The organism is Syntrophus buswellii, assembly GCF_046097065.1.
Lineage (GTDB): Bacteria > Desulfobacterota > Syntrophia > Syntrophales > Syntrophaceae > Syntrophus > Syntrophus buswellii.
Genome location: NZ_CP175563.1, coordinates 1,871,448 through 1,897,883, shown reverse-complemented (window position 1 = coordinate 1,897,883; position 26,436 = coordinate 1,871,448). Strand labels below are relative to the sequence as shown.

The 26,436-nt window shown below is 52.8% G+C and carries 26 protein-coding genes and 4 tRNA genes; 10 read left to right on the top strand and 20 right to left on the bottom strand.

The annotated features are described in order from the left end of the window. Nucleotides 1-215 precede the first annotated feature (215 nt). Both ACJ77P_RS08605 and nadD read left to right on the top strand, forming a co-directional pair. Entirely contained in the window at nucleotides 216-1,472 is a 1,257-nt protein-coding gene (locus ACJ77P_RS08605; RefSeq protein WP_408998007.1) for a glutamate-5-semialdehyde dehydrogenase, read from the top strand. Then, nucleotides 1,469-2,119, top strand: a complete 651-nt coding sequence (gene nadD / locus ACJ77P_RS08600) for a nicotinate-nucleotide adenylyltransferase (RefSeq protein WP_367359025.1) — start codon at nucleotides 1,469-1,471, stop codon at nucleotides 2,117-2,119. Before ACJ77P_RS08605 ends, nadD begins: the two co-directional genes overlap by 4 nt. A 217-nt stretch (nucleotides 2,120-2,336) precedes the next feature. Here the strand turns inward: nadD and ACJ77P_RS08595 are convergent, their stop codons facing one another. Together ACJ77P_RS08595 and ACJ77P_RS08590 are read right to left on the bottom strand one after the other, a co-directional pair. Then, nucleotides 2,337-2,612: a hypothetical protein gene (locus ACJ77P_RS08595; RefSeq protein ID WP_367359026.1), complete on the bottom strand. Its 276-nt coding sequence runs from the start codon at nucleotides 2,610-2,612 to the stop codon at nucleotides 2,337-2,339. A gap of 746 nt (nucleotides 2,613-3,358) precedes the next feature. Beyond that, nucleotides 3,359-3,541: a hypothetical protein gene (locus ACJ77P_RS08590; RefSeq protein ID WP_367359027.1), complete on the bottom strand. Its 183-nt coding sequence runs from the start codon at nucleotides 3,539-3,541 to the stop codon at nucleotides 3,359-3,361. Between the two features lie 318 nt (nucleotides 3,542-3,859). Between ACJ77P_RS08590 and ACJ77P_RS08585 the strand changes: the two genes are divergently transcribed. From ACJ77P_RS08585 to ACJ77P_RS08565, 5 genes are all read left to right on the top strand, one after another. Next, a complete protein-coding gene (locus ACJ77P_RS08585; RefSeq protein ID WP_408998006.1) occupies nucleotides 3,860-4,111 on the top strand; it encodes a hypothetical protein in 252 nt (83 codons plus the stop codon). 83 nt (nucleotides 4,112-4,194) lie between these two features. Beyond that, the gene (locus ACJ77P_RS08580) at nucleotides 4,195-4,401 is read left to right on the top strand and encodes a hypothetical protein (RefSeq protein WP_367359029.1); all 207 of its coding nucleotides are present in this window, start codon (nucleotides 4,195-4,197) and stop codon (nucleotides 4,399-4,401) included. A gap of 132 nt (nucleotides 4,402-4,533) precedes the next feature. Continuing rightward, entirely contained in the window at nucleotides 4,534-4,809 is a 276-nt protein-coding gene (locus ACJ77P_RS08575) for a hypothetical protein (protein WP_367359030.1), read from the top strand. Nucleotides 4,810-4,865: 56 nt separating this feature from the next. After that, nucleotides 4,866-5,084 (top strand): hypothetical protein, encoded by a 219-nt coding sequence (locus ACJ77P_RS08570; RefSeq protein WP_408998005.1) that lies wholly within the window; start codon nucleotides 4,866-4,868, stop codon nucleotides 5,082-5,084. A gap of 30 nt (nucleotides 5,085-5,114) precedes the next feature. Beyond that, nucleotides 5,115-5,603: an aminoacyl-tRNA deacylase gene (locus ACJ77P_RS08565; RefSeq protein WP_408998004.1), complete on the top strand. Its 489-nt coding sequence runs from the start codon at nucleotides 5,115-5,117 to the stop codon at nucleotides 5,601-5,603. A 17-nt stretch (nucleotides 5,604-5,620) separates the two neighbouring features. On the opposite strand, the gene ACJ77P_RS08560 is transcribed toward ACJ77P_RS08565, so the two are convergent. After that, entirely contained in the window at nucleotides 5,621-6,925 is a 1,305-nt protein-coding gene (locus ACJ77P_RS08560; RefSeq protein ID WP_367359033.1) for a DNA polymerase IV, read from the bottom strand. A 718-nt stretch (nucleotides 6,926-7,643) separates the two neighbouring features. On the opposite strand from ACJ77P_RS08560, the gene ACJ77P_RS08555 reads away from it, so the two are divergent. Beyond that, a complete protein-coding gene (locus ACJ77P_RS08555) occupies nucleotides 7,644-7,841 on the top strand; it encodes a hypothetical protein (protein WP_367359034.1) in 198 nt (65 codons plus the stop codon). Nucleotides 7,842-8,044: 203 nt separating this feature from the next. On the opposite strand, the gene ACJ77P_RS08550 is transcribed toward ACJ77P_RS08555, so the two are convergent. From ACJ77P_RS08550 to ACJ77P_RS08520, 7 genes are all read right to left on the bottom strand, one after another. Further along, nucleotides 8,045-8,121, bottom strand: a tRNA-Arg gene (locus ACJ77P_RS08550). 45 nt (nucleotides 8,122-8,166) lie between these two features. Continuing rightward, a tRNA-Ser gene (locus ACJ77P_RS08545) sits at nucleotides 8,167-8,260 on the bottom strand. Nucleotides 8,261-8,341: 81 nt separating this feature from the next. Continuing rightward, a tRNA-Ser gene (locus tag ACJ77P_RS08540) sits at nucleotides 8,342-8,427 on the bottom strand. Nucleotides 8,428-8,454: 27 nt separating this feature from the next. Continuing rightward, complete coding sequence (gene serS / locus ACJ77P_RS08535; RefSeq protein WP_367359035.1) at nucleotides 8,455-9,732, bottom strand: serine--tRNA ligase; 1,278 nt, start codon at nucleotides 9,730-9,732, stop codon at nucleotides 8,455-8,457. A gap of 104 nt (nucleotides 9,733-9,836) precedes the next feature. Then, nucleotides 9,837-11,411 carry a murein biosynthesis integral membrane protein MurJ gene (murJ, locus tag ACJ77P_RS08530; RefSeq protein ID WP_408998003.1) on the bottom strand — a complete coding sequence of 525 codons (1,575 nt, stop codon included), beginning with the start codon at nucleotides 11,409-11,411 and terminating at the stop codon, nucleotides 9,837-9,839. Continuing rightward, a complete protein-coding gene (locus ACJ77P_RS08525; RefSeq protein ID WP_408998002.1) occupies nucleotides 11,408-11,761 on the bottom strand; it encodes a DUF167 domain-containing protein in 354 nt (117 codons plus the stop codon). The genes murJ and ACJ77P_RS08525 overlap by 4 nt, the downstream gene beginning before the upstream one ends. Before the next feature lie 34 nt (nucleotides 11,762-11,795). Further along, nucleotides 11,796-12,095 carry a YggT family protein gene (locus ACJ77P_RS08520; protein ID WP_408998001.1) on the bottom strand — a complete coding sequence of 100 codons (300 nt, stop codon included), beginning with the start codon at nucleotides 12,093-12,095 and terminating at the stop codon, nucleotides 11,796-11,798. A gap of 321 nt (nucleotides 12,096-12,416) precedes the next feature. Between ACJ77P_RS08520 and proC the strand changes: the two genes are divergently transcribed. Next, nucleotides 12,417-13,235, top strand: coding sequence for a pyrroline-5-carboxylate reductase (gene proC, locus ACJ77P_RS08515; RefSeq protein WP_408998000.1), 819 nt, complete (start codon nucleotides 12,417-12,419; stop codon nucleotides 13,233-13,235). A gap of 140 nt (nucleotides 13,236-13,375) precedes the next feature. Here the strand turns inward: proC and ACJ77P_RS08510 are convergent, their stop codons facing one another. The 8 genes from ACJ77P_RS08510 to ACJ77P_RS08475 all read right to left on the bottom strand — a co-directional run bounded on the left by ACJ77P_RS08510 (nucleotide 13,376) and on the right by ACJ77P_RS08475 (nucleotide 22,314). Beyond that, nucleotides 13,376-15,277, bottom strand: coding sequence for a ribonuclease E/G (locus ACJ77P_RS08510; RefSeq protein WP_408997999.1), 1,902 nt, complete (start codon nucleotides 15,275-15,277; stop codon nucleotides 13,376-13,378). Between the two features lie 122 nt (nucleotides 15,278-15,399). Next, nucleotides 15,400-16,011, bottom strand: coding sequence for an L-threonylcarbamoyladenylate synthase (locus ACJ77P_RS08505; protein WP_367359041.1), 612 nt, complete (start codon nucleotides 16,009-16,011; stop codon nucleotides 15,400-15,402). Nucleotides 16,012-16,247: 236 nt separating this feature from the next. Beyond that, nucleotides 16,248-17,846, bottom strand: coding sequence for a citramalate synthase (gene cimA, locus ACJ77P_RS08500; RefSeq protein WP_367359042.1), 1,599 nt, complete (start codon nucleotides 17,844-17,846; stop codon nucleotides 16,248-16,250). A 286-nt stretch (nucleotides 17,847-18,132) separates the two neighbouring features. Then, on the bottom strand, nucleotides 18,133-18,786 hold the full coding sequence (locus ACJ77P_RS08495; RefSeq protein WP_408997998.1) for an HAD family hydrolase: 654 nt from the start codon (nucleotides 18,784-18,786) through the stop codon (nucleotides 18,133-18,135). 89 nt (nucleotides 18,787-18,875) lie between these two features. Then, on the bottom strand, nucleotides 18,876-19,760 hold the full coding sequence (locus ACJ77P_RS08490; protein ID WP_408997997.1) for an NUDIX hydrolase: 885 nt from the start codon (nucleotides 19,758-19,760) through the stop codon (nucleotides 18,876-18,878). 183 nt (nucleotides 19,761-19,943) lie between these two features. Beyond that, nucleotides 19,944-20,020 (bottom strand) — tRNA-Met (locus tag ACJ77P_RS08485). Between the two features lie 134 nt (nucleotides 20,021-20,154). Further along, nucleotides 20,155-21,858 (bottom strand): FG-GAP-like repeat-containing protein, encoded by a 1,704-nt coding sequence (locus ACJ77P_RS08480; RefSeq protein WP_408997996.1) that lies wholly within the window; start codon nucleotides 21,856-21,858, stop codon nucleotides 20,155-20,157. A 192-nt stretch (nucleotides 21,859-22,050) separates the two neighbouring features. Beyond that, entirely contained in the window at nucleotides 22,051-22,314 is a 264-nt protein-coding gene (locus tag ACJ77P_RS08475; protein WP_408997995.1) for a hypothetical protein, read from the bottom strand. Nucleotides 22,315-22,535: 221 nt separating this feature from the next. Here ACJ77P_RS08475 and purB point away from each other — a divergent pair, with 221 nt between their 5' ends. Next, nucleotides 22,536-23,849 (top strand): adenylosuccinate lyase, encoded by a 1,314-nt coding sequence (gene purB, locus ACJ77P_RS08470; RefSeq protein WP_408997994.1) that lies wholly within the window; start codon nucleotides 22,536-22,538, stop codon nucleotides 23,847-23,849. Between the two features lie 83 nt (nucleotides 23,850-23,932). Here purB and ACJ77P_RS08465 read toward each other — a convergent pair whose 3' ends face one another. Then, nucleotides 23,933-24,970, bottom strand: a complete 1,038-nt coding sequence (locus tag ACJ77P_RS08465) for an endonuclease/exonuclease/phosphatase family protein (RefSeq protein WP_408997993.1) — start codon at nucleotides 24,968-24,970, stop codon at nucleotides 23,933-23,935. A 98-nt stretch (nucleotides 24,971-25,068) separates the two neighbouring features. Next, nucleotides 25,069-26,409, bottom strand: coding sequence for a YihY/virulence factor BrkB family protein (locus tag ACJ77P_RS08460; protein WP_408997992.1), 1,341 nt, complete (start codon nucleotides 26,407-26,409; stop codon nucleotides 25,069-25,071). Nucleotides 26,410-26,436 lie beyond the last annotated feature (27 nt).

Below are 26,436 nucleotides of genomic sequence, written 5' to 3'. Positions count from 1 at the left end.
TTTCCCGCCGGGCCACGGGCATTTGACCTTGACATGAACGAACGCATTTTTGTAGAGTAGCACCGCTCGCGACAAGGGATGGGTTCGTCAAGGCAACCGGCCATCGATATTTGGAAAGATTGGGGTTTTTACACGAATATTTCATCTCCTGTCAACGGCTATTGTATCCGGGCACCAGAAAATCTGATTTTGTGCAACCTGGAAAGGAACGGCAAATGGATATTCGCGAAGAAATGAGGCAAGTGGCGGATCGCGCCCGCGAGGCTTCCCGAAAACTGTCCCGAATCTCGACGGAAGTTAAGAACCGGGCCCTGATGGATATGGCGGAACAGCTTCTTCAGCAGTCCAGCCACCTGATGCAGGAGAACAAGAAGGATGTGACCTTTGCGGTAAACAGCGGTCTTGCTTCCGCCATGATCGACCGGCTGACATTGAAGGAATCAACCATCCAGGATATGGCCACCGGCATCCGCGAAGTCGCGGCGCTGTCCGATCCGGTGGGAAAGGTCACCTCAATGTGGCGGAGGCCCAACGGCCTCATGGTCGGCCGGATGAGAATCCCCCTGGGAGTCATCGGGATTATTTATGAGTCGCGCCCCAATGTCACGGCTGACGCAGCGGCGCTCTGCCTGAAATCGGGGAATGCCGTCATCCTTCGCGGAGGATCTGAAGCCATTTACTCCAATATCGCCATTGGGCGGCTTCTCCAGGATGTTCTGAAAAAGCATTCGCTTCCGGAAGCGGCGATTCAGGTCGTTGAAACGACGGAGCGCGAGGCGGTGTATGAACTGCTGCAGCTTGAAGAATACATCGACCTGATCATTCCCCGCGGCGGGGAGGACCTCATCCGTGCCGTTGTCCGGCAATCCAGAATCCCCGTGATCAAGCATTACAAAGGGGTGTGTCATGTCTTTGTAGACGCCGATGCGGATCTGGACATGGCGGCAAACATCTGCATCAATGGCAAGACTCAGCGTCCGGGCGTCTGCAACGCCCTGGAGACCTTGCTGGTTCACCGGGACGCGGCCCCACGCTTTCTTCCGGAAATCGCCCGTCAACTCAGGGAGAAGGGGGTCGAACTTCGATGCTGTGAAAAAACCCGCGTCTTCATTCCCGATGCCGATAAGGCGGAAGAAGACGACTGGTACCGGGAATACCTGGATCTGATCCTCGCAATCCGGGTGGTGGACGATATGGATGAGGCCATGGATCATATCGCCCGTTACGGATCGCTCCACACGGAAGCCATCGTCACAAAGGACTATGCCAACGCTCAGAGGTTTCTGAGCGAAGTGAACTCCTCCACCGTGCTGGTGAATGCCTCTACCCGCTTCAGTGACGGATTTCAATTGGGGCTTGGGGCGGAAATCGGGATCAGCACAACGAAACTCCATGCTTACGGCCCCATGGGATTGGAAGAGTTGACCACGACCAAATTCATCATTTACGGAAATGGACAGGTGAGAGTATGAAGTGGGGGTTGCTGGGGGGAACCTTTGATCCGATTCATATGGGGCATCTGCGCTGCGCCGAAGAAATAAGGGAGATCTTTGAATTGAACCGGATTGTTTTTATTCCGGCGTCGAAGTCGCCCCACAAGCTGGATGCGGAGATTACCTCTTTCTATCACCGGGCGCAGATGGTTCGGCTCGCCATTGAAGGAAATCCCTCCTTTTCTTTTTCCGATGTCGAGCATCAGCGGGCTGGAAAATCTTACTCCATTGAAACGGTGGAGTATTTTTTGAACAAATATCTGAAGTCGATTGAAATCTATTTCATCCTCGGTCAGGATGCCTTTCAGGCCATCCAGACGTGGAAGGAGTGGCAGAAGCTTCTGCTTTTGTGCAATTTTGCCGTTCTCACACGGCCGGGATACGAAAATATGGGTCTGTCCGGGGCGCTGCCGGAAGAATTTTCTGCTCAGTTCACCTATGATGAGAAAACCTCCGGGTATCGGGGGCCCACAGGCCATCATATTTATTTCCGCAAGGTGACCTTCCTGGATATCTCATCTTCGGACATCCGGTCAAGGGTCAGGCATGGAAAATCGATTACGTACCTGACGCCGGATCCGGTCAGGCACTATATCCAGAAAAATAATCTCTTTCAGATGGACTGATTTCCGGAAAATCTTTGCGGGCTGTGACGCAGCTCCCCTGTCAGCGCCTCCAGGAAAAAGAAGCCTAAGCTCCTTTGGAGCCTGGTTGGCAAGTTCTCATCACGACAATGGAGACCCATCGGCAGGAGCCCCCCCGGGCGTTCAACCGGGCGGGCTGGATCAAGGGGACCCGGGATGTGCGCCGGCCTTGAACTATTTGCCTTCAATGAGGATCCTCTCAGCGCCATGCAATTGAGTGCAGTTTGAAAATAAACTGGGTGAATTCCTCCTTGGTGGTCTCCTTCACATCCGTCAGTCTCACCTGAACCGCGTTGTTGTAAAAAGAAAAGCCGTCCTTGATCGGTTCGGGATTTTCATCATCCTCACAGAAATTCCTCATGAATTCGCGGGCGATTTTACGTGCCTCGGTGGCGTCTTCGGCAGATACGATATAGTGGTGGCGTTGAACTTCGCCTTCTTCTTCTTCGGATATTTTAAGCCAGTAATATTGCATTGAACCTCCTGAATAACAGTATCGTTGGGCGGGACAGGTCGAAGGCAGAATGAAGGATCCATGTTTTCTGAATCCACTCCCGCACGTGTGCCTCGGAGCATGTCTTTTTAGAGAGCTGAGATCACCGTTTTACGCCTGCGTTTTCAAGTCAGGCAACCAGACAGATAAGGCAATCCTTATTGTAAGTCTGAATTGGGATGGCATCTTCCCACAGCTGAGTGACTCCAGGAATACTTTGGCGGCTGTTTCCGGCAGCTTCCATGCCCGGTATCTCTTCGAGGTTTCCTTCGACCCGTCTTAAAACAGCCTTCGGGCAACTTCGGCACGGTGTACCTAATACCATCCCCGAGGATTCGCTGTCAAGGGGCATATGGCCATTCCGCTGGGGAAGGGATGCATGACGTCGTCCCATGCCTGGCGGATGGAGACACGGTTCATAGAGACCTTACATGATACAGAGATATCAGCCCCAATGGCCTCCCGGCAAAAAACCGGTTCAGAATCAATGGGTTAAAAAATAAAAAGACTCTCCGGTGAGTGGTTCAGAACCAGTTGTGGGTTGCCATCCTGATGAAGTAACGTTTCATTTCGAGTGTCACTCAAAGAGATCAGGCATCTTGAAAGGGGGCTTTATTCCAGGGAAAATCCGGCCTATTTTCTGAGCGATGCAGAGGAACGTTTGCGCCTTTCGAATCCAGAAAAGAAAACTCGAACAGAATCGGGATAACGGCCATGATAAGAGGCCTTCATATCATTGAAAGAATGTTGACCATTTCTTTTGGAGACTTTTGTTGAAAAAGCTCAACATCCTTATCGGACAGTCCTATCATGGCCAAGTGGCCATTGAGAAATATTTCCCAGTCATTGCCTCTTTTTTTTGCAACGATGCCCAGTTTCTGTAATTCATCCGCCTTCATTTTCCTCTTCACAATGAATCCCTCCTCAGCGTGTAATTTAGCAATCTTTCAATCTTCATTATGGACAAACCGTTAAAATAATGAAACCCACATTAATTACGGAAAAAATACTTGCACAATACTGGTATAAAAGAAAATGAACCACCGGCCTCATGGTTTGTGGCGAAGGGGGTCAGTTGAACATTCTCAAATCTGATATCATTGGCAATTCGCTCCTGGCCGCCCAGAAAATAGACGAAGCTAACAGCCTGAATTTATCTGAATCTTACCTTGTTTCCCTTGGATACCTATGGTAATGACTTTGATCATTACGTTTTGAAAGGGAATCATATGAAAACCGAGCTTCTCAATGAATATATCTTTACGGAAATTGTTCTTGAAATTGCGCAGGCCATGAGAAGAAACAGACAACAGCAAATGGAATTAGAGGGCGCGAGCCAAGAGGAAATCGCCAAAACTCCGATCACGATAGAAGATCGAAGAAAAGCCCTTGCCCTGCTTGAATCCGAACGGCAGCATGTCATGACACTGCTCGAAGAGCTGCACTCGGATTTTTCGGAATATTCCGACGGGTGTCATTAATGGTTTCTCCATGTTCCGTTATTTCATGATTCATGAGGGTCGCCCTTTTCGGATAAGGGCGGCATCGAAAGCAAATAGCCACTATGCGATTCAGAGTTGAGCTTCTTGACGTGTCCGGGACCGGAGCGCAGAAAGAACTGTTCCACGTGGTTGTTTATGCCCAGTGCGACAAGGAAGCTGTAGAAAAGGCGAAGAGGGAATATGCGGTTAAGCATCCCGATTCTCCTTCCGCTCCGGAAAATTCATCCTGGATTTCTTACGGGACACGCGAGGAAGATTGCTGGGGATGAGCGGCTGCCGTGCGGCAGGCTGTTTCGTCTCTATGGGTAAGGTCATGGTGGTGAGTCACCACCGTCTATGAATCGGAAACGGCGGTTCAGCAAGACGTTCGATCGTTTCACATCCTACCGGGGGAATGAACATTGACTGATGAAGAAATAAATGACGCCGTCAAACGCGTGACTGAAACGTGCTTGAAGTCTTCTACTGCCATGGCTGCACTGCTTCAGGACGCATTTTGCCTTTTGGCGCAGCAGCCGTGCATCGACCGTCAGGCGCTCCTGGACGGGCTTCGGTCTTTAAAGAGGGAAGATGATCAAAGCGTCATGTTTCAAGCAACCTATAATCTTCATAAGGCCAAGCTTCTTGAACAAATCGAAATACAATTCAAAGAGCAAACTTCTCAGGGAAAAAGTTGATTCCGTTGTATGCTAATTCGATGCCGTCATTCAGCAGTTTTCGGAGGAGGTCCAGCATGACCATTTTTGATGAGATAGAGAATTTTCTGAATGAACATGGAGCGTCATCCAAATTGAAAGATCATGTCGCTTTTGTTAAAGAGCAAATGGCGGTTCTCATCCGAGAGAACACGATGCTCAAATCGAAGCTTTCAATGCGCATTGCCGAAAGCAACGTTCTGGAAGCGCAGATAAGAGACCTCAAAGAAGGGAAGGGCGATAAAGAAGAACGATAACAACAGGAGATCAACAGAGGGATTCCGGGTATGTCACGGGAAAAAATCCCCCTTACGCCTGCGTTGCTGGCCCTGAAGAAAAACCAGGTGGTTTTCGTGCCCCGAATCTACAAGTATGTGGAGCATGGCGGGACCCGCGTGGGGGCAAAGGCGCTGGGGGTTGATGAACATGAAGTGATCAAAACGCTGGTCATGGAGGACGAACGGAAGGCCCCTCTTATTATCCTGATGCACGGCGATCGGGAGGTCTCTACGAAGAACCTGGCAAGGTTTCTCGGGGTAAAAACGGTTCATCCCTGTGATCCCAAAATCGCGGAGAAGTACACCGGCTACAAGGTTGGAGGGACGTCGCCCTTCGGTACGAAAAAGACCATGCCCATCTATATGGAAGAAACCATTGCCGCACTGCCCCGCATCCTGATCAACGCCGGCAGCCGGGGGCTTCTGGCGGAAATGCCGCCGTCCGAGCTGATCCGCGTGCTGCACCCCATTTCCGTCAAAGTCGGCGTAAGCCCCTGATGCCCGGCAGAATCTGTCTACTTCACATGGAGAATCGGCAGGCCGAGATGACGGCGTTTGGTCTCACCGAAGAACTTCGTCTCTTCCCGGACCGTTGGCGTTCCCCGTTTTCCCTTGCCAAGTTGTTCCAGGGGATGAGAAGCGCCCAGATGCAGGGAATGTTTTCCATATTTTCCACTTAAGCTGTCCATGGCTTCATAAAGTTCCCGAATCTTCTCCGCTTTCATCGGGCTTTCAAAAAGGGAGTACTGAATAGTGACATCATGCGTCAGTTCCAGAAGGATGACGCCTGTTGATCGATAGAGCTCTTTTTCCCGGTAGAGTGAATCAAACAGCTCCCGCAGAAGACCGGACAGTTCCAGCGGAAGGGCCGAGGGACGAACAAGTGTTGCCTCGCTGCCCACATCCCCGAACTGCCGGGTCCTGAGAAGGGATATGATCTTCCTGGGGGCCAACCCGTAACGCCTGGCTTTGATGCAGGCTGATTCCAGATTCCGCAGCAGGTGTGCAAAAAGGTATTCCCGATCGGATGTTGGAGGAGCAAAGGTCTTCATCTTGCTGATGGATGCGTAAACGCTTTTCTCCTCGGAGATCACGGGATAGACGGAATCTCCCCTCAGCTCCCTCCAGATTTCGACGCCGGGTTTGGTAAGGCGTTTTCGCACAGCAGCTTCCGGCATTCTGGCAAACTCCAAGGCGGTTTTAACGCCAATCTTCGCCAGATAGCTGGTTGTGGCCGGGCCGATTCCCCAGATCTTTCCCACGGGAAGATGCTCCAGGTACCGGGCGATGGAGCGGCCGGCAATGACCGTTAAGCCACTTGGTTTCTGATGTTTGGAACCCACCTTGGCAAGCACCTTGGTCAGGCTGATCCCCACGGAAACCCCGAGCCCCAGTTCCCTTTCGATGGCCCGTTTCATCTGTTCGGCAATTCCAGTATAGGAAGAGCGCAAGGCCCGGCGCATTCCCGTGATGTCGCAGAAGGCCTCATCAATGGAATACTCTTCCACATCCGGGGTAAAGCGCCGCATAATGTTGAACATCCGCCGGGAAAACAGGCTGTAGGTTTCATAGTCGGAGGGCAGGATGATAAGATTTGGACAGATGTTTTTCGCCTGGTGCAGAGGGACGCCCCGGGTGATTCCCATTTTTTTAGCCGGATAGCTGGCACAGGCCACAATTCCACGCTCTCCGCCTGTAATCATGGGCTTTCCCTTAAGCTCCGGATGGATGACCTCTTCGCAGGAGGTGAAGAAAGCATCCCCGTCGATATGGACAATGGCCCGCGGCCAGGAATGATGGCTGAAAATCATATCGTTCATGGCCTTACATTATAGAACAAATGTTCTACTGTCAAGAAGAGTCCAATAGAGCCTCGCAGGCGAGCGGGAAGGGTCGGCTCTGAGGAATTAACACGTCGATTCTCTTGACAAATTAGGAGAAGAGGAATAAATTATAGGTGAAAGAAAAGAGATGCTGCGGCGCACGGGATGAGTCATAGTACTGGGTTTGAATGAGATAAGAAGGCAAAGGGTCTTCGTGGTGATTGTCACCCCAAATAGACCAAGTCTTTTAGGACACGACTCCAGTCAACGGCAAACGGCGCAGCGGCTCTCTTTTAAAAGTTCTTTTCAACAGGTCCCAAGGGGAAAAAGCCGTGTATCTGGTAAATTCTTTTTGGAGCGTACCAGTTGCCTTGAAGTTGGCGGCTGATTCCCTTTGGTGAAAATACCCTGGCTACGTTCACATATGGCGCGTGCCTATTGGCGCTGGATGCTGAAACGGGAAACAGCAGAACGCTTCCCCCATTGAAGGGGGGCCAGGGATTTATCCTTTCCTTCATGAACTCTGCCGTGGAGGTTCAAGCGGCTTCAGCTTCCTGGCCTTCAAACTTCCAGGGTGGTTTTTCTCTTTTCTTCACAGACCACGAAAGAGTGCACGTTGCCATGTCATCACGGGATACGCTCTGGGATGGCCTTTCTTTTTACATGAATAAATTCCCTCTGTATTAACCTTTACATAGCATTCAAGGAGGTTGTCATGAAAACATCGGCCCTGACGATTCCGGAAATCGGAATTATTGCTGGAACCCGTTTAATCTGTGGAGCTGGGGTCGCCCTTTTGCTGGCAGACAAGCTGGATACGAAACGGCGAAAGAAACTTGGATGGGCGATGTTTCTCATAGGGGTGATAAGCACAATCCCCTTGGCAATAGATGTGTTCAGCAAAAGGAAGTAAAAAAAGAGAAAAAATGTGCGGTCGCTTTGTCCTTCTAGTGGATTTGTCTGATATTGCACAATGGGGAGGATACTGGACACCGATTCCGATTTGAACTGACACGGTTTCCGGAACTGATCGAACAGGAAAGCCGATTTTGAGTGGGATAAAATGGCTTTAAATAAAAAGGACTTAGCCAGATATGGCTAAGTCCTTTTTTTAAATGGTGCGCCCAGCAGGATTCGAACCTGCGACATCCGGATTCGTAGTCCGACGCTCTATCCAGCTGAGCCATGGGCGCATCTATTGGGTGCGATGATTCTGCTGCACATTTGAAAGAAGTAGCTGGCGGAGAGAGCGGGATTCGAACCCGCGGTACACCTTATAGGGCGTACAATCGCTTAGCAGGCGATCGCTTTCGGCCACTCAGCCATCTCTCCGCAAACTTTAAGTTGGAACAAAAACCATAAAGAGCGACAAGGCCGGATAGACCGCATCCTGCCATGTTTTTCTTGTTATTCTGGCGGAGGGAGCAGGATTCGAACCCGCGAACCTTTCGGTCAACGGTTTTCAAGACCGCCGCCATAGACCACTCGGCCATCCCTCCGAATCATTATTTCTTTGCATTCCCGATTTACGCTGCGGGAATTTTATCCATTCCTCTCATGTAGGGCCGCAGGGCGTCGGGAATTACGACGCTGCCGTCTGCCTGCTGGTAATTCTCCAGAACGGCCACCAGCGTCCTGCCGGCCGCCAGTCCGGAGCCGTTGAGGGTATGGACAAATTCCAGTTTCCCCGTTGACGTCCGGCGAAAGCGAATAGAAGCCCTCCTGGCCTGGAAATCCTCGAAATTGCTGCACGAAGAAATTTCCCGGTATGTTTCCTGCCCCGGAAGCCATGCCTCTACATCATATGTTTTGGCTGAACTGAAGCCCAGGTCGCCGGTGCAGAGACTGACCGTCCGGTAGGGGATATTGAGGCGCTTCAGAACCTCTTCCGCGTTAAGCGTCAGCATCTCCAATTCGTCATAAGACGTTTCCGGGGTAGTGAATTTGACCATCTCCACCTTGTTGAACTGGTGCTGGCGGATCAGGCCGCGGGTGTCTTTCCCGTAGGACCCTGCCTCAGCCCTGAAACAGGGCGAATAGGCCACATAATAGACAGGGAGAATCTTCTCATCCAGAATTTCATCGCGGTGAATGTTGGTCACGGGAACTTCCGCTGTAGGAATAAGATAATACTCCTGGTTTTCAATTTTAAAAAGATCTTCTGCAAATTTCGGCAACTGGCCCGTTCCTGTCATGCTTTCCCTGTTGGCCATGAAGGGAGGCAGGATTTCCGTGTATCGGTGCTCCGTTATATGGAGATCCAGCATGAAATTGACGATAGCCCGTTCCAGCATAGCACCTGCCCCCCGGTAGAGGGTAAAGCGGGCACCCGCAATTTTTGCGCCCCGGGCGAAGTCAAGGATATTGAGATTTTCCCCGATTTCCCAATGGGGCTTTGGAGCAGACTCGAATTTCGGCTTTTCACCCCAGACCCGGATAACGGGATTGTCCTCGGAGTTCGTTCCGCAGACAACGGATTCGTGGGGGATGTTGGGAATCGTCATCAGCAGGTTCTGCAGATGCTCTTCCGTTCCCTTGAGCGCGTCCTCAAGCTCCCGGATACGGGCGGAAACCTCCCCCATCCTGGAGATCAGATCCTGGGAATCTTCCTTTCGCTTCTTCTTTTCGCCGACCTGTTTGGACACGGCATTTCGTTCGTTGCGCAGTGCCTCGACTTCCTGAAGAATATCCCGCCGCTTGCCATCCAGGCGAACAAAGGCATCCAGATCGATGTCCTGCCCTCGCTCCGCGATTCTGGTCCTAACAAAATCGAGGTTCTGTCTCAGAAATTTGATGTCAAGCATGGGAATGCCTTAGAAGGATTTCATTCTGCAAGAGACGTTGTTCCTAACATTTTGGAATTTTGAAGTCAATCATTTTATCCGCCTGCAACGGGATTTCAGCACACTCACGATTTGAGCTTCCGGCGGATCACGTTGAGAAGGGCCACCATTTCGTCACTTTTCAGGAGGAAGGACGTTCCGAAAAAGGCCAGGATTCCTGCGGCGATGGAGGTCGAGAGAAAGAGCACCCGTGCATCAAAGGGGGCTTCAATATTCCAGGGGAAGAAAAGAGTAACGAGATAGAAGCTGACGGCCATTACGACAGAGGCAACGCAGGCCTTGGCCACGGAGGAGTAGAATTGCGTATCCAGGAAGGTGCCGATTTTCTTCCAGAGAATGTAGGAAAGCATCAAAACGTTCACAGCCGAGGCCGCAGAGGTTGCCAGGGCAAGCCCCCCATGCTTTAAGGGGAACATGAGAAGAACGCTCAGCCCGACATTGACAATCAGAGACACGGCAGCGGCCTTCAGCGGCGATTTCCTGTCCTGAAGAGAGAAAAAAGCTGAATCGATCACGCGGATTACGGAAAAGGCCCACAGGCCGACGGTATAAAAAAGAAGCGCCTGGGCGGTCATCCGGGTTGAATAGGCATCAAAGGCGCCTCGTTGAAAGAGAACGGAAACGATCGGTTCACGCAGAGCAATGAGGGCTATCGTGGCTGGGATCGTAATAAAGAGAATAAGGCGCAGGGAAAAGGAAATGGTTTTTTTAAAATCTTCGAAAAGCCCTTTTGCGACCTGGGCGGAAAGGCTGGGAAGACTTGCCGTGCCCACGGCAATGGCAAATACGCCCAGCGGGAGTTCGACGACCCGGTCGGCATAGTAAAGGAAGGAAACGCTGCCCTTGGGCAGGATGGAAGCCAGGATGGTGCCGATAAAAATGTTGATCTGATAGATGCCCGAACCGACCAGAGTGGGAATCAACAGGCGTCCAATCCTCTTCATGCCGGGATGTCGAAAATGAAAATTCGGCTTCAGGATGGCACCCATCCGGATCATAACAGGCCATTGCATCGCCAGCTGCAGGGCTCCGCCCAGCATGACCCCGACCGCGAGAGCGGTGATCGGCTGCTCAAAAGACCGGTGGAGAAGCAGCGTGGTCAAGATCATGGAAATGTTCAGAACAACAGGCGCCAGGGCGGGGGCCGCGAAATGACGCAGTGAATTGAGGATCCCCATGCAAAGAGCTACCAGGGAGATGAAGAAGATGTACGGGAACATGATCCGGGTGAGAAAAACCGCCAGGTCGAACTGCTCCGGGTTTTTGAGAAATCCGGGAGCCATGAGGGAAACGACGAGAGGCGACAAAAGCACGCCGGCCATGGAGACCAGCACCAGGACGATCGAAAGGAAGGTCAGGGCGATGCTTGCCAGCTCCAGGGCGCTTTCCCTGGACTTCGTTTTCAGATATTCCGTAAACACGGGAATGAAGGCGACGGTGAGGGAACCCTCCCCAAGAAGTCTCCGCAGCAGATTGGGGATCCGGAAGGCGACGAAGAAGGCGTCCGTGGCGATGCCTGCGCCGAAGAAGGCGGCCACCACCATGTCCCGGATAAATCCGAAAATTCGGCTCAACATCGTGGCCATTCCCACGATGCCGGCAGCCCGGGCTACATTTTCATTTTCGCCGCGATGCGTCATCTTCGTTTGCTGATCCGTGCGACTTCCGGGGCTGTCTGCTCATCGGGAAATTCAGCCTTCATGAGAAGGGAGAGGCGGGCTTCAAGCTGCTCCCGCGTCAATCCTTCGATCTGGACCACTTTCTTCCTGGACTTGTGTCCGTGAATAATGTCCAACTGCCCTTTTTTCAACCCCAGCTGTTCGGCGAGGAATTCCAGGCATTCTTCGTTGGCTCTGCCGTCGACCGGCGGCGCGGTGAGTTTAAGCCGGAGAGATCCTTCCTGGATTCCAACCAGGGCGCATTTATGGGAGCGAGGCAGCACCTGAACGGAGAAGGAGAGGGCGTTTTTTCTTTCCTGGATATCGACCACGAAGAGCCTTTGAGGGTTTCGACTTTTTCGAGCTTCAGCGGAAGAGCATGGCCATCTGCTTCATGCTTCCGATCAGAAAGGTCTGCAGAAAAATAATGGCTAGAATGACGATCAAGGGGGAGAGATCAATGCCCAGGTTCCGGAAGGGAAGCCACCGCCGGACCGGAGCCAGGACGGGTTCGGTGGCCCGATAAAGGAACATGACGATGGGATTGTAAGGATCGGGATTGACCCATGAAATGACAGCCCGGGCGATCAGGACCCACATATAGAGCGTCAGTGCGATATCCAGAATTTTTGCTATGGCCATAAGAAGGTTTTCAGCGATAAACATAGCGACTCCTTTGGGAGCTGATATAAATCATAAAGAGTTGTTGCTACCATAAAGACGGTCAGAGTGCAAAGGAAACGTTTTCCTGCCTGGAAGCGATTTCACGGTTGACAGCTTCGGGAAAATAGGCCATCGTCGAAACCGCCGGGAAACGGCCGTGGGAATGCCCGCCGACAGGGCATTGAAGTGCCTGCGGCGTTGGCGGAGATTGCGAATCCGTACCGCCTGTTGGCGTGCGGTGCTCTTGACTCAGGCGTTGTGCCTGGGCGAGTGCCGTTCTGCAGAACAGGCGGTGAAAGGAGAATAAGGAGGAAGATCAGAGGCATGTTGGAAGATCAGAAAATCGGGATGATCGGTTGCGGAAAGATGGGAACGATTCTGCTGAAAGGAATTCTCGGTCGCTATCCAGTGTCTTCAGGGCAGATTCGTGTTGCGGATACCGTCAAGGAGCGTCTTGAGGAAATATCCAAGGCCTATCCCCTGGTTGTTCCGGCGGCAAACCGGGGGCTTGTCCGGGAGGCGGATATTCTGGTCCTGGCGGTTAAGCCCCAGAATCTGCCGGCTCTTCTGGACGAGATTTCAAGCGATGTACATCCGCGGCAATTGGTGATTTCCATTGCCGCGGGCATCTCCACGAGGGCGATTGAAAAACGACTCTCCGGGCCGGTGCGGGTTGTGCGGGCCATGCCCAATACGCCGGCTTTGGTCGGAGAGGGAATGACGGCCCTCGCTGCGGGTTCTCACGCCACGGAAAAGGACCTTGAAACGGCTGAGCGGCTCTTTCAGGCTGTGGGGTTGACCGTGACCCTTTCTGAGAATCATATGGATGCCGTCACGGGGCTCAGCGGCAGCGGTCCAGGTTATGTGTTCGTCATGCTGGAAGCCTTGGCTGATGCCGGCGTGTATCTGGGGCTACCGCGGGACATCGCTCTAAAACTGGCAGCTCAGACCCTTCTCGGTTCGGCAAAGCTGTGTCTCGAAACCGGTCGACATCCGGGAGAGCTCAAGGATATGGTCACCTCTCCGGGCGGAACGACCATCGCCGGGCTAAAGGCCCTGGAAGAAGGCCGAGTGAGAGCGACCCTGATGTCGGCTGTTGAAAAGGCCGCCCTTCGATCCAGAGCCCTGGCCGGGGACGAGTAAGGAACTGGTGAGGCGCAGTCGCCTTCACTTCAACGGGTCACACCGTTAATGGAAGAAAGGTGTCGTCTTTCCCGGAAGCTTCTGCAGCCTCACCGTCCGGGTGGAACGCCCCTGCACCCGTCTGGAAAAGGATGCCGCAATTAAGCGGACGGTTCCTTTTCGGCAACATTCTCATATTCGCCGGCGCTTTCCGGCTTACGCGGCGGATCCGAAGGGCCGGTTTCGATGGGATCGGCAATGGGCTGCGGAGGAATGCCGCTGCCTTCGTTGATGTCTGCCCCCTCTTCCGTACGAACCTCCTCCGGGTTGCCCTGTTGGGAACCCGACAGGGCGATCTCGGTCTTCTCTTCCGGTTTCCTCCGCCGACGGCGCGGACGACGCCGGCTCTTCTTCTTGGCCGGCTCGGCGGCAGCGGAGCGCTCTTCCGAAGCGTCGGCTTCCGGGGCGCTCGGTGGCTGTTCTTCAGGGATTTCAAGAGCGGCAAGGTCGCTTTCCCTGGCGAAAGGCATTTCAGCCGACAGGACCATCTTGCCCTCTCCGTTCAGATCGGATAAATCTGTGACCGCTTCACGGGGAACCGATGTAATGATCGCGTGGTCCCAGACCATGTCCGCTTTTCCCGATATGTGAATGGAGAGATCGTACATGCCTTCGATCCTCTGAATGTCGCTGCGCTTCTGGTTGAGCAGGTAGTCGGCGATTTCGTGGGGAACGCATATCTTCAGGGCGCTGGCTTTTTCCTTGGCCGCGTCCGTTTCGATCTTTCGGAAGGCGCTTAGAGCCGTGTATTCGAGAGAGGGGCGCGCGCCTCGACCGCTGCAGAAAGGGCAGGAGGTGTAGCTGATTTCCTGGATTGTGGAATGCTTCTTCTGACGTGAAAGTTCAAGAATCCCGAATTTCGAAATTCGGGACAGCTGAATGCGGGCGCGGTCAAGGGTGAGGGCCTTCTTGAAGGTTTTTTCCACCTCGGCCTCGTGTTTCCTGTCCATCATGTCAATGAAATCGATGGCAATCAACCCTCCAAGATCCCTCAGCCGAAGCTGCCGGGCGATTTCCTCGGCGGCTTCAAGGTTGGTCTTGAAGGCCGTGTCTTCCACATTCTTTTTGTTGGAGGCCCTTCCGGAATTGACGTCGATGGTGATCATCGCTTCCGTCGGACAGATGACGATGGATCCGCCGGATTTGAGCTCCACCCGTTCCTGGTAGATTTCCCGGATCTGCTCCTCGAGGTTGTAGCGGCCGAAAATGGGCAACCTTTCCTTGTACTGCTTGATCATCCTGAGATTCCGGGGGACGACGGTCTTGCAGTAGGCCCTCATCTTGCGATAGGTGTCGATATCGTCCACCTGGATTTCTTCAATTTCTGAAGTGAAGTAATCCCTGAGACTGCGCACACCGAAATCGCTTTCCTGATAGATCAGTGACGGTGCCGGCTCTGTTTCCGCCCGTTTCTTGATTTCCTTCCAGAGTCTCAGCAGGTGCTGATAATCGCGGGACAGCTCCTGCTTGGTCCGGCTGATCCCTGCGGTGCGAACGATAAAGCCCATTCCCTCATCGATTTTAATCTGCTCCACAAGGGTCTTTAACTGTTTCCGGTCTTCTTCGTCCTCGATTTTCCGGGAGATTCCGCTGCTGTGCTTGTTGGGCAGAAGGACAAGATAGCGTCCCGGAAGGGACAGGTACGTAGTGAGCAGGGCTCCCTTCCGCCCGCTGACTTCGCGGGCCACCTGGACGATGACTTCCTGCCCGGTTTTTAATGCGCTCCGGGAACCGGAACCGTCCCGGCCATTATCTTTCTTTTCGGTAAAGTATTCCGGACTGACATCGCGCAGGGGGAGAAACCCGTCCTTGCCGACGCCGAAATTGACGAAGGCGGCCTGCAGGCCACGCTCAACCTTCAGGACGATGGCCTTGTAAATATTTCCTGTAATGGGTTCCCGCAGGGACATCTGGATGTTAAATTCCACAAGTTTGCCGTCTTCAACGATGGCCATGCGTTTCTGTTCCTGATGAACAGCGTTGATCAACATGATATGTTTCATAAGATTCCTTTTATTGCGTCAGGCATCCGCTCCTGCGGACTGCAGCCCGGACTTTTGTTCCCGGGCTTTCCTTCCGGCGTCTTTTATTATTCCTGGCCGCCTTGGTTCGGCCTGTGGGAATGTCAATAGGTAAATTCGGAAACATCTCCCTTGCCCTCTCTCAGAACTTCCACGGTATCGTCGATCAGGCTGATGACCGTGGAGGGTTCAGGCGAGATGATGCCCCCATGAATCGTAATGTCCACTCGGTTTTTGAACATCTTTTCAATTTCTTCAGGATCATTCAGATAGGAATCGTCATCCGCTTTGACGCTCGTGCTGATGATGGGTTGCCCCAGCTCAGCCACCAGGGCCATGCAGATCCGATTGTCCGGTATTCGAATTCCCGTTGTTTGTTTCTTTGGCAGAATGATTTTCGGAACGAGCCTTGAAGCCTTGAGAATGAAGGTGTAGGGCCCGGGGAGATAACGCTTCATGGTTTTATAAGCGAAATCGGTCACCTGGGCGTATTGGCTGATGTCCTTGAGGTTGGAGCAGATGAAACTGAGCTGCTGCTTTTTGCTTCTTTTTTTTATTTCGTATATCTTTTCAATCCCTCTTTTATTGAAGAGACTGCATCCGAGACCGTAAACCGTATCCGTTGGATAAATGACAAGCCCTCCGTTCTGCAGGATTTCGGAAGCTTTCTTGATCAGTCGGGCCTGGGGGTTCTGACTGTTTATTGATAACAGCATAGAGAAGGTGCTTTCAGTGTCACGGATATAATTTCATTAACTTGGATTAATAACATAAAATAATGAATATATCAATATTACGGAGTGCTGTTGAAATAAAACTTTGTGGATCGGTCGCGTGGCAGGGTGAAATAAAACAACCCCTTGTCACCCTGCAGAATTTCAGGAAAGACAAGGGGTGCTGGTGCCGCCTCGGGGCAGGTGCCTGGCGGGGAAGAAGCCGTTTTGATGCGGCCTCATTCCTTTGTATGGTGCTTGTTGACGTTATCCTTGCAGAGTTTGTACTGAATGCTGTCCACAAGGGCGTGCCAACTTGCTTCAATGACGTTGGTGGAAACTCCGATGGTGCTCCAGACCTCCTCGTCGTCCCTTGAATCAAGGAGAACTCTGACCTTGGCCGCGGTTCCGTCGGCGCCTTCGAGGGTCCGGACCTTGAAATCCACCAGGTGAACTTCGCTGATCTGGGGATAGAATTTGACCAGGGCCTTGCGCAGGGCGTTGTCCAGGGCATTGACCGGCCCGTTGCCCTCGGCGGCGGTCAACTCCACCTCATCGCCCACGACGATCTTTATGGTGGCCTGCGTCAAGGAAGGATTGTTTTCCGTTTTGGAGTTGATGACATTGAAGCATTCCAGCACGAAGGGCTCCTTGAATTCGCCGGTGATCTTTTTCATCAGCAGAGACAACGATCCGTCCGCAGCGTCGAATTGATAGCCTTCATCTTCCATGATCTTGATCTTCTTGACGATCTTTGTGCTGATGGCGTCCTTGGTTCCCAGGCTGATCCCGAGCTCCCTGGCTTTGTACTCGATGTTGCTCTTACCGGAGAGGTCGGAGACGAGGACGCGCTGCTGGTTGCCCACAAGCTCCGGTTTGATGTGTTCATACGCTGCAGAATTCTTCAGAATGGCGCTTACATGGACGCCTCCCTTGTGGGTGAAGGCGCTGCGGCCGACGAAGGGCCTTGAATTCTGCGGCGGAATGTTGGCCACGTCGCTGATGTAATGAGACAGGTTCGTCAGCTGCCGGACCGAGGAGTCAGGCAGGCAACGCCGGTTCATTTTAATCTGGACATTGGCAATGATGGGAATCAGGTCGGCGTTGCCGCACCTCTCACCGTAGCCGTTTATGGTGCCCTGAACCATGGTCGCTCCGGCATGAACGGCGGCAATGGAGTTTGCTACCGCGAGATCTCCATCGTTGTGGACATGGATCCCCAGGGGAGCCTCAGGCAGGATCTTCCGGATGTGAGCCACGATTTCAGTCAGTTCATGGGGAAGGGTGCCGCCGTTGGTGTCGCAGAGGACGAGAAAGTCGGCTCCCGCCTTCCAGGCCGTGTCGAGGCTCAAGAGGGCGTAGTCCCTGTTTTTTTTGTAGCCGTCGAAGAAGTGTTCCGCATCATAAATGACTTCCTTGCCGTTCGCCTTCAGATACGCGACCGAATCCCGGATCATTGAAAGGTTTTCCTCCAGAGGAATGACCAGTACATCGGTGACATGAAGATCCCAGGATTTTCCGAAGATCGTAACGGCGGGCGTCTCCGCCGCAAGAAGAGTCCGGATATTTTCACAGTCTTCGACGCGGATATTGGGCCGTCTGGTGCTGCCAAAAGCCGTCAAGCGGGTGTTCTTGAAAGGGATTCGCTTTGCAAGATCAAAAAACCTCATGTCCTTGGGGTTGGAGCCAGGCCATCCTCCTTCGATATAGTGGAATCCCAGCTCGTCGAGTTTCTGGGCGATCCGAAGCTTCTCTTCTGCGGAGAAATTGACGCGTTCCCCCTGCGTTCCGTCCCTGAGGGTGGTGTCGTAGATTAATACGTCTGTTGGCTGTGTCATCTTTTTTGCTCTCCTTGAGTTCCGGCAAAAAAAAATCCGTTATCAGTTCGACCTGATAACGGATTTTTCGATTCTATACAGAAAAAGACTACCCCCCTATCAGGCCCCGATCACGATCGGGTCTAATTATGCCGATAATTATGGCGATGCGGATATTGGGGGTGAGGATTGTCATTTCTAAAAGCCTTCGTCCATTCTGTCTTCTGAACATCATTTTCTTTTCTATGAGATTTTTATTACTGAGTTTCAAAATGTTTGTCAATAGATAATTTTAGCGGCTGAAAGTTCAGCTTATGAAGTCAAGAATGTCGACGGCACAGTTGAGAACCCGGTGGGCGCCGGACGCGGCCAGAGCGTCGGCGGACGAGTTTCCCGTCAGAACGCCGATCGTGTAGGTCCCCACCTTGCGGCCCAGGCCTATGTCCAGGGGATGATCCCCGACCATGACCGCCCGGTCCGGTGCCGTATCCAGAAGGCGAAGGGTTCTCAGAAGATGATCCGGGTGAGGCTTGACCTTTTCGGTGTGGTCCCTGCTGAGAAGAACATCGCAATAGTCTTCAATCTGCGGGAAAACGAGGGTCAGGGCGGCATGGCAGTTTCTGGTGATGATTCCGATTGAACGGCCCTGTTTTTTCAATGTAGACAGAAGAGACAGCGTGCCGCTCAGTAAAACGCTTCTGCGGGCGGCCTCCAGTTCAATCTCCTCGATCAGGTGATGCGCCTCCCGGTAAAAGACCGCGGACCTGGACGGGGCTTCCCTGGAAATCTCTTCCCGGACCGCATCGATCAACTCCAGGATCAGCAGGTTCCCCAGGGATTCATGTGCGACTCCGTACCCCTTTGCAAGGGAAATGATGCTTTCTTTCATGAACGTAAAGTCGATGTTCAGCTCGGCAAGCGTCCCGTCAAAATCGAAAACAAAGGCTTTAAACATGTTCATCTTCTTTGTGTTCCTCTGGAAATTGCAGAGAAATTCCCTTCTGCAAAAAAAAGACCCCGTTTCCCCTGGTCGGGATGAACGCCCCTCCGCTATTCCCTGGTATTCCCCTTCAGGTAGTTAGGCGGAAAGATTTTGCTGACGTACCTGGTGTTTTCATGGAACATGGGCAGGGGTGACTCGAACACGATACGCAAAAAGTTCGTAACGATATTGAAGGTGGCTCCCCATAGAATTTCTTCCGTATCATCCTCCTGCCTGAGGATCAGGCAGGGAAAATAGTCTGGATATTCATCGCTTTTCTGCCATGAACGATCGGACTGGAAGTAAAAACGGCCGTAATTGCCTGGATTGAAGAAGGCATTTAACGGTATTTCTATGATCTTTTCAACTTCGGAGTTGGATTTGTATTGCCAGGAATGTTTTATAAGTCCGACCACGGGGAAAATGGTCCTTCGGAAAAGACGCAGGGAATAGGTCGGCAACGCACCCAGAAAGGAGACATTGAAAGGGCTCAAACCGATCTCCTCCCAGGACTCCCTGGCCGCATTGGCCAGAAACAGGCGTATCGCACGAAATGTGCGCTTGTCTCTCCGGCGAGCGAACTTCAAAGCCTCTCCCCTTAGCATAGGAGGAACTCCCACTGTGAGAAAACAGCTGACCAGGAAATCGAACAGGGGGTTCAACATTCCTCCGGGACAGCTGATATCTCCCGATTGCGACACCGTTGAAGAACGTTTGATCAGAACGATGAGGGGTTCCGCATCCTCTGCCCGTTCGGGCCCGCCCCGGTACTCGAGGAGGAGAAACACGCCGGCGGCGAGATGCTTCTTGTGCTCCTTCCAGGTCTTCTTGATATATGAAAATTGATCTGCGTAATCCAGGGGGGCATTTCCCAGCTTCTCTTCGATGCGGCAACGAAGGGAAGCCCGCTGCTGCAAAAGAGCGGGAGCGATTTCATTTCTGACAGCATTCATGTTGTTTCCGTGATGTGGGGGATCTTGAAAAAGGCGCTCTGTCCGGCAGACGACCTGCACGCCCCCGGCGATGCAGGGCTGTTGACGACTGCGGCGGTCCTGTCTTGTCTTGTTGAGCGTCTATGATCCGGAAAGGATATGGATCATAAAAAAACCCGGTTTTCCGACCGGGTTTTTTTGTTTTGGTGGCGGTGCAGGGATTCGGACCCCGGACACTGCGGATATGAGCCGCATGCTCTGACCACCTGAGCTACACCGCCTCGTACTCTCTTAAGGAACCGCTTATAAAATACTCTGCGGATATCCTCTCAAAAAAATGATCTCTCGACTGTATTGTGCCGTTATGCTTTGGGAAGAACCTCCATATACTACCTGTTTGCCGTTGTCAACCCCCTTATTGCGGGGTTGATAATTTATAGGCGACCAGGGCGCTTCGATTTTGAACGGAAACCCCCGTGGATAAAACCATGGCTAGAACAATCTCGTTCTGGCCGTCATTGTCGATATCCTTGAAGGCGTAGTCACACACATACCCGTTGATCTTTCTCGTTCTCCAGTTTTCAAGAAGACCGAGACCGTCCCATTCCAGGTTGTAGACTTCACTGGAGGTGAAAAGCTTCATGTTTTGCAAAACCCGGCCGACCGAAGAGAGATTTTTGACCAGGATAATCTCCTTTTTCCCATCCTTGTTGATGTCGTAGGTCAGGATCCGCAGGTTGATGTAGGTCCGTTTCACGTCATCCAGGGGATTCGGGTTGTTGATGTCCTCGACGTAGGTGTTGCTTCCACCGAAGACATCGTCGCTCTTCCACAGCAGCTCGTCGCTTCCTCCGAAAACGTTGAGTTTTGACAGCGGCTTTTCCGTTTGCTGATAGATCCGGATATAGTCGTAGTCGTCAAGGGCAATGATTTTTTCACCCCCACCCATCCCCAGATCATCCAGGGTCAATCCATACACCGATAAGCCCTGGGGAATTTTCATCCTGTTTCCCGGTTTGTACTGGGTCCCGTCCCAGATGATGTCATGGATGGGCGTATTGAACGTTCCATCCAGGCCCCAGGCTTGACCGAGGAGTTGAGGGGAGGAGACGGAAGGCTCGATCACCCTTAAAAACAGCCTCAGATCTTTGGCTATGACCTGATATTTCCCCTCTTTCCATTCAACGACAAAGCTGTTGAGCTGCTTTTCCTTGACGCTGGTCACAAAAATTTCCGCAACTCCGTTCTGATTGATGTCCGCCACGTCTACCGCGATGTAGCTGTCCTGGATGGATCCTGGAATCTTATGGAGAAGATTGAAATCCTTGTCTTTCTTCTGGTAGATATAGAGGTTGCTGCGATCAACGACAGCGACCTCCTGCAGTTTATCGCCGTTTACGTCTCCAATGGAAATTCCTCGAAATTCAACGGGGTACTTCTGGCTGATCCAGAATCCCTTTCGATCCAGAGGTTGGGCACCTTCGATGAAATCGGGGTTGATGATGGAGGTGAAGGTTCCCTTCCGGCTGCTTTTCATGCCGCTGACAATCCCGGACTCACGGTCACTGCGGAGCTGCTTGGCAGGGGCGGCAGGCGAGGTCGGCGGCGCAGGGGCCGAAACGGCGGGAGGGGAGAAGCCTGAAGGCGCGGCCCCTGAAATCTGCTGCACAATGCGCTGGGCGAAATCGTTAATCCTGGGAATGACTTCATCCATGCCCTGTGTCTGGGCGAAGATTCCAACAGAGGATCTGGAGGTGGCGCTATCAACCAGCTTTCCGTCGATGCTCAGACTGTTTCCGATTTTTGTGATGCTTCCCGAGACGACATAATCGGCGTTCAATTTTTTCCCCAGGGCGGCCACATCTGCCAAGGTCAGGTCCTTCCCGGCTTTGTCCTTGATGGCTTCATGGATCAGCTCTTTGCCCAGTACGGTGATTTTTCCATCGGCAGCGATGCGGGACGCCAGCATATCCGAGATGCCCTGCCTCACATAGTCGATGTTATCGGCGCTGTGGACAGTGAAGGGCACGACGGCCACCGTCGCTCTATCCTTCGCCCCGAGCGGCAAGGCCATGGCTGTCAAGAAAACAAGTACCAGCAGTTGCAAAATCTTTTTCATGGAATGAACCTCCACCTGATGGTCATCGCATTGCAATTCAACATACACCACGCTCCTAACATCTTCATCCGGCGGATGCAACAAAATTCAACCCTTATTCCAAGTTCTCATAACGGCTGAGGGATTTCGAATGTCCATCCACTGCTGGGATACGGCGCTCATTTCCGGCCGCGATCCTTCAGAGTTACATGGCTACAGCGGCAGGCGGCGCCGGTGGAAGAACCGTTTAACGCGGCGAATGAGCAGACGGGCGTTAAAAAAAATCCGGGGGTGGCGTGTGCGGAATCTGCCGAGCTGGCGATGAAAAAAAGGGACTTCAGGCGCAAGGATGAGCGAGCCGACAAAGAGAAAGAGGACCCCCTGCAGAATCGGAAGAAAGCAGCCCAGAATTCCAAGCAGGATAAAGGACCATCCCAGGGAATGCCGGAGAAATTTTTTTAGAAGCGTTTTTTTCATCGCATCGAGGGGAAACCGATTTTGTTAACCGTCATGTTCTAAATAGGCGGATGGGCGGATTGTAAAGTGCAAACCCCGTCATTTATTATTCGCAAAGAGCCGTTCCTATAATATATTTATTTGGGGATGGATAGTTTTTTAATTCCTTTTTGGATTATTTTAGTTTATGAGAGGGACCGAAATTTTGTTTACATAAAAAAATAAAGACAAGGAGAAGCATATTGATCCCGCGATATTCCAGAGATCGAATGACTGCCATCTGGACACCGGAAAACAGGTACCAGACCTGGCTGGATATTGAAATTCTCGCCTGCGAAGCCATGTCTCAACTGGGCCTGATCCCCCCGGACTCTCTTGAACATATCAAGAGCAGGGCCGCTTTTGATAGTGACAGAATTGACGAGATCGAGAAAACAACGAAGCATGACGTGATCGCCTTTTTGACCTCCGTGACGGAAAAAGTCGGGGAGGATGGCCGGTTTATTCACATGGGAATGACCTCGTCCGACGTCCTGGACACCTCTTTTGCCGTTTTGCTGAAGCAGGCCTCGGATATCCTGATCGAAGATATGGATCAGCTCCTGGAGACTCTCAAGAGGAAGGCCTTCCAGCATAAGGACACCGTCATGATCGGCCGTTCGCACGGCATACACGCCGAGCCGATTACCTTCGGCCTCAAAATGGCGCTCTGGTATGCGGAAATGATCCGCAACCGGGAACGTCTTGTTCGAGCCAGGGAAGCGGTCAGTGCCGGCAAGATATCCGGGGCCGTAGGAACCTTCTCTTTTATCGATCCCGAGGTGGAGGCTTATGTATGCCGTCGCCTCGGGCTGACACCGGCTCCCATCTCTTCACAGATTGTGCAGCGCGACCGGCATGCCGAATTCTTCGCGGTCCTGGCCATCATTGCCTCCTCCATAGACAAATATTCCCAGGAGATTCGTTTGCTTCAGAGGACAGAGGTGCGGGAGGCCGAAGAGTATTTTTCGCCGGGTCAAAAAGGCTCCTCGGCGATGCCCCATAAGCGTAATCCCGTCCTTTCGGAGAATCTCTCCGGTCTGGCGCGTCTGATGCGCTCCTATTCGCTGGCGGCCCTTGAAGATATCCCTCTGTGGCATGAACGCGACATCAGCCATTCCTCCGTGGAGAGGGTGATCGGCCCCGATGCCACCATCCTGATGGACTTCATGCTGGGACGCTTTACGGGTCTGGTGGATAAGCTGGTCGTCTATCCGGAACGGATGCTTGACAACCTGAACAGGACCCATGGCGTGATTTTTTCCCAGATGGTCCTTCTTTTCCTCATTGATAAAGGAATGAGCCGTGAACAGGGCTACGCCCTCGTCCAGAAGAACGCGATGAAGGCCTGGCAGGAAGGGATTTCCTTTCAGCAGCTGCTGATGCAGGACGATGAGGTCCGTTCGTACCTTTCGGAAGGGGAATTGAAGGATGTCTTCCGTATTGAAAACTTCCTGAAGCATGTGGACTTCATTTTCCAGAGGGTTTTTGGTGGGAAGCCGTCGGTTTCCGGCTGAGGCTCAAAAGGAGACGCAGAGCCTTCGATCCCCGGCGGGCAAGGGCAGACGGGTATTGAAAGGGGGCACATTCCTGAAACGAATCAGAGGCTTTTCAAGATCAGATCGGCGATAACCGGACGATGGTCGGATGCCCTTCCGGTTCCGGTCCAGCAGCGCCGCGCTGTGAAACCGGAACTGGCCATGATGTGATCGATCCGCATCCATGAGACGCGAAGCCAGGGGTATCTGTCCTTCAGCAGGAAGTGTCCGTAGGTATAGCCGTAACCCTTTCCCCCTTCGGCAAAGGCATCGTGCAGGCCGGCTTCCCGGAGCGTCGCGCAGACGCGGGACGGATCAGGCGCGTTCAGGTCGCCGGCCAGGATGACCGGTCCCGGTTCGTCCCGGAGGTATTTCGCCACCGCTTCGGCCTGGGCGGTGCGGATCTTTGCGTTGCGGACCAGGGTTGAACCGGCTTCGGGCAGGTCTCCTATTCGTTTCCTCGTTGCCTTGATGGCATTGAGACTCTGCCTGGGCGTCACAAAATGGATGTTGTACAGGGATACAACCCGGGGGCCGAGATAAACGCGGCAGCGAAGGAACTGCTGCTTTCCCCTTCCGGCAAGGGGAAGCTCGATCACCTCCAGGTGGGACAGGGGATGCCTGCTGGCAATAACGTACTGTTCCGAGGTATAAACGTGCCATTTGCGGAAGTAGTTCCCCAGCGGCCCCCGCAGAGAACGGTACGCGTCCTGAAAGAGGACGACATCCGGGCTGCAGCGGGTAATCTCGTCAAGAAGAATGGTGCTCTTTGGAGCCTTGTACTTGATGTTCCAGGTCATGATCCTCAACGTCGCGTCCCCCGGTGCCGGCTCGGGGCGGTCCGGCGACCAGCAGAACCCCATGATGGGGCCAAGGACCCAGAGGATGCACAGAATCGGAATCCATCTCCATGAGCGGTCGACCTTCAAGCTCAACAGGGTCAGCAGGATTCCCGGAACTGTCCAGAAGACCTGGGGAAGATACAGATTCAAGGCGCCAAGCCAGAAGAAGTCCGGACCTTTCCAGTTCAGAAAAGAGATGGCGGCCAGGATCAGCCCATAGATCAAGCTGAGAAAACGCACTACAAAGGCTGCTTTCAAGGGGCCCCCGCGCCGGGAAAGGCGACGGCCGACTCCCTGGAAAGCGGGCAATCCAAATGTCCCATCATTTCTGGAATCCTCGGTACGAGATCGGAAAATCATACATCTTTCAATAGCCTGTTGGCCGGAAGCTTTTCAAGGGTCTGACCGAAGAGCTCCATGGTTTCCGACAACCGCATAAATTCGGGTGAATGGATGAAGGGGAGCGTATTGAGACCCCTGCGGTCCAGTGCCTCCAGGACATATAGGACCGTCAGCCTTCTGATGTCAAGAGCCGGCTGATAAGCCTCCTCCCCGTCTGCATCGCCCCCCGATACGGAAACGACGATATGGCCCTGAGCCAGTTCAAAAAGGATGCCGTGAACAAAGCGAATTGGAATTTCGAGCCGTCGCGAGATCTCCGGCGCCGTCAAAGGGGGCCCCCCCGCGGCAAAGTTTTTTACCAGGGAAGAGGCGATCAGAAGAGCGAGAAGGGTTTTGACACGGTGGCTTGCCTGAAGGGCGTCGGACTCGAATTCGTAGGTATCCACATTCTGGCAGGCAAAGGATAGTTCCGCCCCGTAAAGGACAATCAGCCAGCTGAGCTGAAGCCAGATCAGGAAGAGGGGAAAAACGGCAAAGCTTCCGTAGATGGCATTGTATTGAACGACGCCGATCTGAAAGGAGAAATAGACCCACTGGAGCATTTGAAACAGTGTGCCCGCCAAAATGCCTGCCGGCAGGCCTGAAGAAAAGCGGACCTTTGTGTTCGGCATGAAGATGTAGAGAAAGGTGAAAAAGCTCCACAGAAGACCGAAGGGCAGAAGCTTCAGCAGCACGAAGACCAGGGGGCTTAAAAATCCGGGGAACGGGAACGTCTCCAGAATCAGGGTTACCTGGGTCGTGATAAACAGGGTCATGCTGCTGGAAAGGATAACGAAGACAGGGCCGATCAGCATGATGGCCAGATAATCGGTGAACATCCGGCTGATGGACCGCCGTTCTTTTATGCCCCAGATGTCGTTAAAGGAGTCTTCAATCTGCTTGAGCATCTTGATGACGGCCCAGAAGAGAACAAGCAGGCCGACCCCGGCGATCAATCCCCCCTTTGTGTTTTCCAGAAGAGAATGAGAAAACTGAATGACGTTGGCGAGGACTTCCTCATGGCCGGCCAGTCTTTCCCGCAATTGAGCCTCCAGCACCTTCTCGAATCCGAACCCCTTGGCGATTCCGAAGGCCATGGCCGCAACAGGGACGATGGAGATCAGGGAATAAAAGGTCAGGGCCGACGCATGGAGGTAGCACTTGTCCTCCAGAAATTCTCGAACGGAGAGCAGCAGGACCCTCAGGAGATTCAGAAAGAAGGATTTTCCCGGGGGAAGGTGGATTCTTCGTATTCTCCAAATATCGCGCCGGATAAACTCGACGCCCCTTAGAAGACGTGTTCCGATAGGTTTCATGAGCTCCTCCCCTAAGACCCGCCCGTT

Coding starts and splice junctions, on each gene's coding strand:
- ACJ77P_RS08555 (WP_367359034.1), top strand. CDS start 7,644: ATGAAAACATCGGCCCTGACGATTCCGGAAATCGGAATTATTGCTGGA.
- murJ (WP_408998003.1), bottom strand. CDS start 11,411: ATGACGCATCGCGGCGAAAATGAAAATGTAGCCCGGGCTGCCGGCATC.
- nadD (WP_367359025.1), top strand. CDS start 1,469: ATGAAGTGGGGGTTGCTGGGGGGAACCTTTGATCCGATTCATATGGGG.
- ACJ77P_RS08490 (WP_408997997.1), bottom strand. CDS start 19,760: ATGAATGCTGTCAGAAATGAAATCGCTCCCGCTCTTTTGCAGCAGCGG.
- ACJ77P_RS08560 (WP_367359033.1), bottom strand. CDS start 6,925: ATGAACGATATGATTTTCAGCCATCATTCCTGGCCGCGGGCCATTGTC.
- ACJ77P_RS08570 (WP_408998005.1), top strand. CDS start 4,866: ATGACCATTTTTGATGAGATAGAGAATTTTCTGAATGAACATGGAGCG.
- ACJ77P_RS08605 (WP_408998007.1), top strand. CDS start 216: ATGGATATTCGCGAAGAAATGAGGCAAGTGGCGGATCGCGCCCGCGAG.
- ACJ77P_RS08585 (WP_408998006.1), top strand. CDS start 3,860: ATGAAAACCGAGCTTCTCAATGAATATATCTTTACGGAAATTGTTCTT.
- ACJ77P_RS08495 (WP_408997998.1), bottom strand. CDS start 18,786: ATGAACATGTTTAAAGCCTTTGTTTTCGATTTTGACGGGACGCTTGCC.
- ACJ77P_RS08595 (WP_367359026.1), bottom strand. CDS start 2,612: ATGCAATATTACTGGCTTAAAATATCCGAAGAAGAAGAAGGCGAAGTT.
- ACJ77P_RS08580 (WP_367359029.1), top strand. CDS start 4,195: ATGCGATTCAGAGTTGAGCTTCTTGACGTGTCCGGGACCGGAGCGCAG.
- ACJ77P_RS08505 (WP_367359041.1), bottom strand. CDS start 16,011: ATGCTGTTATCAATAAACAGTCAGAACCCCCAGGCCCGACTGATCAAG.
- ACJ77P_RS08480 (WP_408997996.1), bottom strand. CDS start 21,858: ATGAAAAAGATTTTGCAACTGCTGGTACTTGTTTTCTTGACAGCCATG.
- serS (WP_367359035.1), bottom strand. CDS start 9,732: ATGCTTGACATCAAATTTCTGAGACAGAACCTCGATTTTGTTAGGACC.
- ACJ77P_RS08475 (WP_408997995.1), bottom strand. CDS start 22,314: ATGAAAAAAACGCTTCTAAAAAAATTTCTCCGGCATTCCCTGGGATGG.
- proC (WP_408998000.1), top strand. CDS start 12,417: ATGTTGGAAGATCAGAAAATCGGGATGATCGGTTGCGGAAAGATGGGA.
- ACJ77P_RS08565 (WP_408998004.1), top strand. CDS start 5,115: ATGTCACGGGAAAAAATCCCCCTTACGCCTGCGTTGCTGGCCCTGAAG.
- ACJ77P_RS08510 (WP_408997999.1), bottom strand. CDS start 15,277: ATGAAACATATCATGTTGATCAACGCTGTTCATCAGGAACAGAAACGC.
- ACJ77P_RS08520 (WP_408998001.1), bottom strand. CDS start 12,095: ATGTTTATCGCTGAAAACCTTCTTATGGCCATAGCAAAAATTCTGGAT.
- cimA (WP_367359042.1), bottom strand. CDS start 17,846: ATGACACAGCCAACAGACGTATTAATCTACGACACCACCCTCAGGGAC.
- ACJ77P_RS08460 (WP_408997992.1), bottom strand. CDS start 26,409: ATGAAACCTATCGGAACACGTCTTCTAAGGGGCGTCGAGTTTATCCGG.